This is a genomic window from Methylibium sp. T29-B, assembly GCF_000576225.1.
GTDB classification, from domain to species: Bacteria; Pseudomonadota; Gammaproteobacteria; order Burkholderiales; family Burkholderiaceae_C; genus Methylibium; species Methylibium petroleiphilum.
In genome coordinates, this window is the sequence record NZ_AZSN01000136.1 from 1 (window position 1) to 9,743 (window position 9,743).

Consider the following 9,743-nt stretch of genomic DNA (forward strand, 5'->3'; position numbering starts at 1 on the left):
ATTAGCCGCTGCCCGGCGACCGAGCCGCGGAAGGCGCCGACCACCGGCCGCCAGCCGGCGTCGAGGGCCTCGTCGTCCAGCGCGCTATCGGCGGCGGTCACGCGCCTCAGCCGAACAGCGCGGCCAGCGCCAAGCCGGGATCGGGCGCGCGCATGAAGGCTTCGCCGACCAGGAAGGCGTGCACCTGGGCCTCGCGCATGCGCCGCACGTCGGCCGGCGCGAGGATGCCGCTCTCGGTCACCAGCAGGCGGTCCGGCGGCACGCGCGGCAACAGGCCCAGCGTGGTGTCGAGCGTGACCTCGAAGGTCCGCAGGTTGCGGTTGTTGATGCCGACCAGCGGCGTCTTCAGCCGCAGCGCGCGGTCGAGTTCGGCGCCGTCGTGCACCTCGACCAGCACTGCCAGGCCGAGCGCCTGCGCCACCGCTTCCAGGTCGGCCATCTGGGCGTCGGCCAGGCAGGCGGCGATCAGCAGGATGCAGTCGGCACCCATCTCGCGCGCCTCGAACACCTGGTAGTCGTCGACCATGAAGTCCTTGCGCAGCACCGGCAGCGGGCAGGCGGCGCGGGCGGCCAACAGGTAGTCGACCGAGCCCTGGAAGAAGCGCTCGTCGGTCAGCACCGACAGGCAGGCCGCGCCGTGGCGGGCGTAGCTCTCGGCGATCGCCGCCGGCACGAAGTGCTCGCGCAGCACGCCCTTGCTCGGGCTGGCCTTCTTGACCTCGGCGATCACCGCCGGCCGGCCGGCCGCGACGCACCCGCGCAGCGCGCCGGTGAAGTCGCGCAGGTCGGCGCGCCGTTCGGCCGACTCTGCGTCGGCGCGCAGCGAGGCAAGCGAGCGCCGCTTGCGCGCGGCCACGATCTCGTCCCGCTTGACCGCGACGATCTTCTGCAGGATGTCTTCGCCGCTCACGCCGCCCCCTTGAGCCGGCGCGTCGTCGTGACGAACCGCTCGAGCGTCTTCGCCGCCGCACCCGAGGCCACCGCCTCGCGCGCCAGGCGCACACCCTCGCCGATCGATGGCGCGACGTCGGCGGCGTACAGCGCCGCGCCGGCGTTGAGCAGCACGATGTCGCGCACCGGCCCCGCCTCGTCGGCGAGCGCGCGGCGGATGCAGCCGACCGACTCGTCCTTGCTCGCCCACCTTCAACCCCCGGGTGTCGTAGACCGGCAGGCCGAAGTCGCTCGGATGCACCGTGTACTCGCGCACCTCGCCGTCCTTCAGCTCGCCGATCAGCGTCTCGCCGGACAGCGAGATCTCGTCCATGCCGTTCATGCCATACACCACCAGCACGTGGCGCGAGCCCAGGCGCTGCAGCACGCGCACCTGGATGCCGACCAAGTCGGGGTGGAACACGCCCATCAACTGGTTCGGCGCGCCCGCCGGGTTGGTGAGCGGCCCGAGGATGTTGAAGATCGTGCGCACACCGAGTTCCTTGCGCACCGGGCCGGCGTGCTTCATCGCCGGGTGGTGGTTGGGCGCGAACATGAACCCGATGCCCGACTCGGCCAGGCACTCGGCCACCTGCGCCGGCGCGAGGTCGATGCTGGCGCCCAGCGCCTCGAGCACGTCGGCGCTGCCCGAGGTGGAGGACACGCTGCGCCCACCGTGCTTGGCCACGCGCGCGCCGGCTGCCGCCGCGACGAACATCGCGGTGGTCGAGATGTTGAAGGTGTGGGCGGCGTCGCCGCCGGTGCCGCACAGGTCGACCAGGTGCTCGGTGTCGGCCACCGGCACCGGCGTCGCGAACTCGCGCATCACGGTGGCCGCAGCGGCGATCTCGCCGATGCTCTCCTTCTTGACGCGCAGGCCCACCGCCAGCGCGGCGATCATCACCGGCGACATCTCGCCGCTCATGATGCGTCGCATCAGGTGCAGCATCTCGTCGTGGAAGATCTCGCGGTGCTCGATCGTGCGCTGAAGGGCGGCGGTGTCCGTGATCATCTAGCGAGCTCCTTCGAGGAAGTTCTTCAGCATCGCGTGGCCATGCTCGGTCAGGATGGACTCGGGGTGGAACTGCACTCCCTCGATCGGCAGCGAGCGGTGGCGCACGCCCATGATCTCGCCGTCCGGCGTGGTCGCGCTCACCGCCAGCTCGGCCGGTAGCGTCGCGCGCTCGATCGCCAGCGAGTGGTAGCGGATCACGTTGAAGCGCTCGGGCAGGTTCGCGAACACACCGTGCCGGTCGGTCGTGATCTCGCTCGCCTTGCCGTGCATCTGCACCTGTGCGCGCACGATGCGTCCGCCCAGCGCCGCGCCGATCGCCTGGTGACCCAGGCACACGCCCAGGATCGGCAGCCTGCCGGCGAAGTGGCGGATCGATTCGACACAGATGCCGGCCTCGGCCGGCGAGCAGGGGCCGGGCGAGAGCACCAGGCGATCGGGCCGCAGCGCCTCGATCTCGGTCAGCGTGATCTCGTCGTTGCGGAACACCTTCACCTCCTCGCCGAGCTCGGCGAAGTACTGCACCAGGTTGAAGGTGAAGCTGTCGTAGTTGTCGATCATCAGGAGCATGTCAGAAGCCCTCCTCGACCAGCTCCGCCGCGCGCAGTACGGCGCGCGCCTTGTGCTCGGTTTCCTTCCACTCCAGCTCGGGCACCGAGTCGGCCACGATGCCGGCCGCCGCCTGCACGTAGAGCACGTTGTCCTTGACGATGCCGGTGCGGATCGCGATCGCGACGTCCATGTCGCCAGCGAAGCTCAGGTAGCCGCAGGCGCCGCCGTAGATGCCGCGCTGCACCGGCTCGAGCTCGTCGATGATCTCCATCGCGCGGATCTTCGGCGCACCGCTCAACGTGCCGGCCGGGAAGGTCGCGCGCAGCACGTCCATGTTGGTCGTGCCCGGCTTCAGCAGGCCCTCGACGTTGCTGACGATGTGCATCACGTGCGAATAGCGCTCGACCGCGAAGGCCTCGGTCACCTTGACCGAGCCGGTCTGCGCGATGCGGCCGATGTCGTTGCGCGCCAGGTCGATCAGCATCAGGTGCTCGGCGCGCTCCTTCGGGTCAGCCAGCAACTCGGCCTCGACCGCGAGGTCGCGCTCGGGCGTCGCGCCACGCGGTCGGGTGCCGGCCAGCGGGCGGATCGTGACCTTCTGGCCCTCGGGCACCTGCTCGTGGCGCACCAGGATCTCAGGCGAGGCGCCGACGATCTGGAAGTCGCCCATGTCATAGAAGTACATGTACGGCGACGGGTTCATCGAGCGCAGCGCACGGTAGAGCGACAGCGGGCTCTCGGTGTAGCGCTTGCGCAGGCGCTGGCCGAACACGATCTGCATGCAGTCGCCGGCTGCGATGTACTCCTTGCAGCGCAGCACCGCGGCCTCGTAGTCGGCGCGCGCGAACTCGCGCTCCACCGCGTGCGAGGGGCCGCGCTTCACGGCCGGCGCGGTCACGCTGTAGCGCAGTCGGTCATTCAGCTCGGCCAGCCGCTTCTTGCCGCGGAAGTAGGCCTCGGGCTGCGACGGATCGGCGTAGACGATCAGGTAGAGCCGCCCCGACAGGTTGTCGATGACCGCCAGCTCCTCGGTCTGCAGCAGCTGGATGTCGGGTGTGCCGATGCCGCCCTCGCGCCGCGCGCCGGCCAGCTTGGGCTCCATGAAGCGCACCGCCTCGTAGCCGAAGTAGCCGGCGAGGCCGCCGCAGAAGCGCGGCAGGCCGGGCCGCAGCGCCACCTTGAAGCGGCTCTGGTAGGCCTCGATGAAGTCCAGCGGGTTGCCGTGGTGCGTCTCGGTCACCTGGCCGTCGGTCACCACCTCGCAGTGCTCGCCGGTGGCGCGCAGCAACGTGCGCGCCGGCAGGCCGATGAAGGAGTAGCGCCCGAAGCGCTCGCCGCCGACCACCGACTCGAGCAGGAAGCTCAGCGGCCGGCCTCCGGCCAGCTTCAGGTACAGCGACAGCGGGGTTTCCAGGTCGGCGAGCGCCTCGCCGATCAACGGAATGCGGTTGTAGCCCTGCTCGGCCAGGCTCTTGAATTCGAGTTCGGTGATCACGTCGGGGCCCTCCGTGGCCCAGGCCCACCCGGGAGCGGGCGGCCGCGCAAACAAGACATCGGGTGGCTGCTAAAAGACCGGTGTGAAGCCGGCCAGACGCAGCGTCGCGGGTCAGCCGGCCCGGCGACGCCAGGGCCAGGCTCCCCGGTCGTGAGACCCCGTGATGTGCTTGCGCGACATGAACATGAGGCCAGTCTAGCAGGCGCGCGTTCGAGTTCGCGCACCAGCGCATCGCGCGCCATGCGCCTGGGGCCGCCGGGCGATGCAGTCCCGCGGTACTTCCGCAGTGCTCCTGCGGAGGACAGTCGGGACGCTGCGCCCGGGAGCGCTACACGGCGGCGCAACATTCTCTTGCTGCAATGCAACATGGAGCAATCGCACTCGGCTTCCACAGGGTCTTCTCCAGCATGAGCCGGCGCCGCCAACCCGGCACAGTGGCGCCAGAAGTTGAACCGTTCCAAGGCCGTGTCGTCATGAGCGCTGAAACCGCCCCGTTGCTTCCTCCGATCGAAAAGCCCTACCTGGTGCTTCTCGAGCCCGCGTCGGGACGGGCCGCGGCCTACGACGCCCAGAACCGCCTGTTGACCGACCGCGCCAGCGAGCGGCTGGTGGCCTTCGCGCTGGAGCGCCATGTCCACAGCGAGTACTGGGATGACCTGAAGGACCTGGGCATGCCGCGCCAGCGGCCGAGTTGGGCGCCGGGTGACAACCTCAGCGGCTGCACCCTCTACTGGCTGCGCAACGGCTGGTCCAAGTTCCGCGACCTGCTCGACACGCCGGACGCCTGAGGCCCGGCATAGCAACCCACTCGCTGCCTCAGGCGGCGAGCCGCGCGCGCATCGCGTCGATCACCGCCTTGTAGTCCGGCTGGCCGAAGATCGCGCTGCCGGCGACGAAGGTGTCGGCCCCGGCATCGGCGGCCGCGCGGATGTTGTCGGTCTTGATGCCGCCGTCCACCTCGAGGCGGATGTCGCGTCCGCTGGCGTCGATCAGCTGCCTCACGCGCGCCAGCTTCTTCAGGGTCGACGGGATGAAGCTCTGCCCGCCGAATCCGGGGTTCACGCTCATCAGCAGCACCAGGTCGACCTTGTCGATCACCCACTCCAGCACGTCGAGCGAGGCGGCCGGGTTGAACACCAGGCCGGCCTGGCAGCCGGCGTCCTTGATCAACTGCAGCGTGCGGTCCACGTGGGTGCTGGCGTCGGGGTGGAAGCTCACCAGGTCGGCACCGGCCTTGGCGAAGGCCTGCGCCAGCGCATCGACCGGCTGCACCATCAGGTGCACGTCGATCGGCACGCGCACGCCGGCGGCGGTGACCGCGTGCTTGCGCAGGGCCTCGCAGACCATCGGCCCGAAGGTGAGGTTGGGTACGTAATGGTTGTCCATCACGTCGAAGTGGATCCAGTCGGCGCCGGCGGCGATGACATCCTTCACCTCCTCGCCCAGGCGGGCGAAGTCGGCCGACAGCAGGCTCGGGGCGATACGGAAGTGGCGTTGCGGGGACATGGCGGCGATCGGTCACGGAGGGTCGGCGTGCGCCGATTCTAGGGAGCGCGGTCGCCGGCCGCGTGGATCGGCATCAGCCGCATAGCCATGCGGCGCGCCGCTGGCTACGCTGCGCGACGCGTCCTCGCCCTCTCACCATGCAACGACCCGCCCCCCGCTCCGCACGCGGCCCCCACCCGGCCGAGGTGAACGCCGTGCTCGCGCACTGCCAGGCCGGCCGCTGGCCGGAGGCAGAGACCGCAGCGGCGCGGCTGTTGAAGAGCCACCCGCAGGATGCGGCCCTGCACAACCTGCACGGCACGGCCTGCTCGGAACAGCACAAGCTCGACGCCGCGGCGGCCAGCTTCCGCCGGGCGGCGGCGCTGGCGCCGCAGTCGGCCGAACTGCTGTTCAACCTGGCCGCCACCTGCGGCCGCCTGGGCCGGCTCGACGAGGCCGTGGCCGCCTACCGGCGGTCCGTCGCGCTGAAGCCCGACTTCGCGGTGGCGCACTACAACCTCGGCACCGCGCTCAAGGATCTGCAGCAGCTCGACGAGGCCGTCACCAGCCTGCGGCGCGCGGTGGCGCTGCAGCCGGGCTACGCCGCCGCGCACGCGAACCTCGGCGCCGTGCGCCAGGCCCAGGGCCATCTCGACGACGCCATCGCGTGCTACCGCGCCGCGCTGGCGATCACGCCCACCGCCCGGGCGCACCTGAGCCTCGCCTCGGCGCTGCGTGCGCACGGCCTGCTCGACGCCGCGGCCGCCAGCCTGCGTGACGCGCTCGCGCTCGACCCGGCCTACGCCGACGCCCACAACAATCTCGGCGAGACGCTGTGGGACCAGGGCCGTGTCGACGATGCGCTGGCCAGCTACCGCGCCGCACTCCGCCTCGATCCCGCGCACCCCGAGGCCAACCACAACCTCGGCGTCCTGCTCCAGGCCGCCGGGCAATGGGGCGATGCCATCGCCTGCTTCGAGCGTTCGCAGCTGCGCGACTGGCAGGAGCGGCGCCTCTACTGCCTGTACAAGACCGAGCGCTACGCCGAGTTCCGCGCCGCGCTGGCGCCGATGCTGTCCGCCAGCCCGCACCGCTCGCCCTTTCTCGCCACGCTGTCGGCGCACCACGCCGCGAACTTCGCCGAACCCGACCCCTACGGTTTCTGCCGCACGCCGCTCGATTTCGTGCAGCATGCCCGCATCGACGCGTTGGCCGCGCCGGGCAGCGCCCTCGTCACCGAGTTGCTGCGCGACATCGAACACGCCGAGATCGCCGAACGCAAGCAGGGCCGGCTGCACCACGGCATCCAGTCGGCCGGCAACCTGTTCAAGCGCCCCGAGGACTCGTTCCGCCGCCTCGCGGCGCTGATCGGGCAGGCGGTCGTCGCCTACCGCGCGAAGTGGGCCGGCGCCGATTGCGAGTACGCGCGCGCCTTCCCCGCCGACCCGGTGTTCAGCAGCTCGTGGTACGTGAAGATGCGGCAGGGCGGCCACCTCACCTCGCACATCCACGAGACCGGCTGGCTGAGCGGCGTGGTGTACCTGGCACTGCCGCCGCGCGCCGAGGGCAGCGACGACGGCTGCATCGAGTTCAGCACCGACGGCGACGGCTATCCGCGCCGGCACGAGCACTTCCCGCGCCGGGTGCTGGCGCCGCAGGTCGGCGACCTGGTGCTGTTCCCGTCGTCGCTGTTCCACCGCACGCTGCCGTTCCGCGCCGACGCCGACCGCGTGTGCATTGCCTTCGATATCGCGCCCGGTCCCTAGAATCCGGGGCATGGCACGTCCCGAGTTCACCATCAGCGTCGTCGCGCGCTACCTGCCCGAGCAATCGGCCCCCGAGCAACAGGCGTACGCGTTCTCGTACTCGGTGACCATCGTCAACAGCGGCGATGTGCCCGCCCAGCTGATCGGCCGCCACTGGCTGATCACCGACGCCAGCGGCGCCCGGCAGGAGGTGCGCGGCCTGGGCGTCATCGGCCAGCAGCCGCTCCTGCAGCCCGGTGAGCAGTTCGAATACCAGAGCTGGGCCCGCATTGCCGCGCCTCGCGGCCAGATGCAGGGCAGCTACTTCTGCATGAGCGCCGACGCACAGGCCTTCGAGGCCGCGATCCCGCCGTTCGAGCTGTCGCAGCACTCGGCGCTGCATTGAACCGGCCGCGCTTGGACACGCCCCGCTTGCGGCGCAAGCCCACCGGCCGACGCGGCTGGGACCTCACCGCGCTGCTCAACGCGGCCGACCCGCGCGCCGGCATGCCCGAGCGCCACCTGTGCTGGTGCGCCTGGTCGAATGGCTGCGCCACCCGGGGCGCCTCCGCGAGGAACTGGGCGGCGATGCCGCCGAGCCCACCGTCGAGACCACACTGCTGCCACTGCGGCGCCTGCGGCACCTGCTCAACGTGCTCGACCGCAACCCCGGGCCGCGCGCGACGTGGTCGGGATGCTGCGCGCCTTCCGCAGCGAGATCGACCTGGCCACCCTGCTGGCCGACTTCGGGTTCGCGCAGCGGGTCGCCGTGTTCAGCGAGTTCGGCGATCGGATGCGCTCGCGCTTCCTGCCCGCCACGCCGGCCACCACGGACCTCGCGCAGCTGTTCGGCCTGCTGTTCAGCGATCCGCGCGACACCGAATGGCTGGCCGCGATCGACGACGCCACGCTGACGCGGCTGACCACGCTTTTCGCCGAGGCCCGGCCGGCGGCCGAGCCGCCGCTCGGCTGGCGGGCGCCGTTCTTCGACGCGCTGCTGATCCTGGCCTCGCAGGTCGGTGCTGCCGGTGCCACCGGCGCGGTACGCCAGCGCATGAGCCCCGAGCTGCTGGTCGACAAGCCCTTCCGCCAGCTGCTGCGGGCCGCCGAGCGTCTGTGCGAGGCGGCCGAGGGCGGCGACGAGGCCGCGCTGCTGCGCGAGGCACAGTACCTGCGCGCGCTCCTCGACGCGTGCCGGCGGGCTGCCGACAGCGTGAGCCAGCACCTCGAGGAACACGGCGTGTCGGTCGACCTGGTGTTCCAAGTCGACCAGCTGCGCGCCCGCACCGTGCGCGTCGACGCGCTGCTGGCCTGCGCGCTGGCGCCGGCCGGCTCGCGCGAGCGCGAGATGGTGCACCTGGTGGCCGGGCTGGCGCGCGTCGCATCCGAGCGGCGCAGCATCCGCGCGCTGTTCGCGCGGCAGTACTCGATGCTGGCGCGCAAGGTCGCCGAGCGCAGCGCCGAGACCGGCGAGCACTACATCACCCGCACCCGCGGCGAGTGGTGGGCGATGCTGCGCAAGGCGCTCGGCGGCGGGGCGGTGCTGGCCGGCACCACCTTCATGAAGTTCCTGGTGCTCGCGCTCGGGCTGTCGGCCTTCTGGGCCGGCTTCGGCGCCGGGCTCAACTATGCGGCGAGCTTCGTCCTCATCTACCTGCTGCACTGGACGGTCGCCACCAAGCAGCCGGCCATGACCGCGCCGGCCATGGCCGCCAAGCTCGACGACGTGGGCAACGACGCGGCCGTGGAAGACTTCGTCGACGAGGTCGCGCACCTGATCCGTTCGCAGGCCGCCGGCATCGTCGGCAACCTGGCCATGGTGGCGCCGGTGGTGCTGGGCGTGCAGTGGCTCGCCACCCAGGCCTTCGGTGCGCCGCTGGTCGGCGTGCAGGACGCCGGGCACGTGCTGCACAGCCTCACCGCGCTAGGCCCGACACCGTTCTACGCGGCCTTCACTGGCGTGCTGTTGTTCGCCTCCAGCCTGTTCGGCGGCTGGACCGAGAACTGGTTCGTGCTGCACCAGCTCGACAGCGCGATCCGCTGGAACCCGCGCATCCTCGCGCGGCTGGGTGCGCCGCGCGCAGAGCGCTGGTCGCGCTGGTGGCGCGCCAACATCTCGGGCCTGGTCGCCAACATCTCGCTCGGCCTGATGCTCGGCATCGTGCCGGTGCTGGCGGCCTTCTTCGCGCTGCCGCTGGATGTACGCCACGTGACGCTGTCGACCGGGCAGATCGCCGCGGCGCTCGGGGCCCTCGGCATGCAGGCGCTGCGCGAACCGGCGTTCTGGTGGTGCGTGGCCGCGATCCCGCTCACCGGCGCACTCAACCTCGGCGTGAGTTTCTTCCTCGCCTTCAAGGTGGCGATGCGCTCGCGTGGCATCCGCGTCGCCGATCGCTCGCGCATCTACGCGGCGCTGCGGCGCCGCCTGCGCACCCGTTTCATCAGCTTCCTGCTGCCGCCGCGCGCCGCAGCCCCGGCCGGCCGAGGCCCGCGGCCGACGTGAGTACGCGAGCGCTCGGCCGGC

At 71.3% G+C, this 9,743-nt stretch carries 8 protein-coding genes and 1 pseudogene; 4 read left to right on the top strand and 5 right to left on the bottom strand.

What is annotated here, in order from left to right; translation table 11 throughout:
• Window positions 1-106: 106 nt before the first annotated feature.
• From trpC to trpE, 4 genes and pseudogenes are all read right to left on the bottom strand, one after another.
• On the bottom strand, window positions 107-910 hold the full coding sequence (gene trpC / locus Y694_RS17000) for an indole-3-glycerol phosphate synthase TrpC (protein ID WP_036234680.1): 804 nt from the start codon (window positions 908-910) through the stop codon (window positions 107-109).
• Window positions 907-1,942, bottom strand: a pseudogene (trpD, locus tag Y694_RS17005) (anthranilate phosphoribosyltransferase). The gene trpC and the pseudogene trpD overlap by 4 nt, the downstream one beginning before the upstream one ends.
• Window positions 1,943-2,512 carry an aminodeoxychorismate/anthranilate synthase component II gene (locus tag Y694_RS17010; RefSeq protein ID WP_011831035.1) on the bottom strand — a complete coding sequence of 190 codons (570 nt, stop codon included), beginning with the start codon at window positions 2,510-2,512 and terminating at the stop codon, window positions 1,943-1,945. It abuts the pseudogene before it with no gap.
• Between the two features lies 1 nt (window position 2,513).
• The gene (gene trpE, locus Y694_RS17015; RefSeq protein ID WP_036234683.1) at window positions 2,514-3,989 is read right to left on the bottom strand and encodes an anthranilate synthase component I; all 1,476 of its coding nucleotides are present in this window, start codon (window positions 3,987-3,989) and stop codon (window positions 2,514-2,516) included.
• A gap of 473 nt (window positions 3,990-4,462) precedes the next feature.
• Here trpE and Y694_RS17020 point away from each other — a divergent pair, with 473 nt between their 5' ends.
• Window positions 4,463-4,777: a hypothetical protein gene (locus Y694_RS17020; protein ID WP_011831038.1), complete on the top strand. Its 315-nt coding sequence runs from the start codon at window positions 4,463-4,465 to the stop codon at window positions 4,775-4,777.
• Window positions 4,778-4,805: 28 nt separating this feature from the next.
• On the opposite strand, the gene rpe is transcribed toward Y694_RS17020, so the two are convergent.
• Window positions 4,806-5,495, bottom strand: a complete 690-nt coding sequence (rpe, locus tag Y694_RS17025) for a ribulose-phosphate 3-epimerase (RefSeq protein ID WP_011831039.1) — start codon at window positions 5,493-5,495, stop codon at window positions 4,806-4,808.
• A gap of 137 nt (window positions 5,496-5,632) precedes the next feature.
• On the opposite strand from rpe, the gene Y694_RS17030 reads away from it, so the two are divergent.
• The 3 genes from Y694_RS17030 (at window position 5,633) to Y694_RS17040 (ending at window position 9,722) form a co-directional block, all read left to right on the top strand.
• Window positions 5,633-7,240 (top strand): tetratricopeptide repeat protein, encoded by a 1,608-nt coding sequence (locus Y694_RS17030; protein ID WP_036234687.1) that lies wholly within the window; start codon window positions 5,633-5,635, stop codon window positions 7,238-7,240.
• 10 nt (window positions 7,241-7,250) lie between these two features.
• The gene (gene apaG / locus Y694_RS17035) at window positions 7,251-7,625 is read left to right on the top strand and encodes a Co2+/Mg2+ efflux protein ApaG (protein ID WP_011831041.1); all 375 of its coding nucleotides are present in this window, start codon (window positions 7,251-7,253) and stop codon (window positions 7,623-7,625) included.
• Between the two features lie 138 nt (window positions 7,626-7,763).
• The gene (locus Y694_RS17040) at window positions 7,764-9,722 is read left to right on the top strand and encodes a site-specific recombinase (protein ID WP_155935851.1); all 1,959 of its coding nucleotides are present in this window, start codon (window positions 7,764-7,766) and stop codon (window positions 9,720-9,722) included.
• Window positions 9,723-9,743 lie beyond the last annotated feature (21 nt).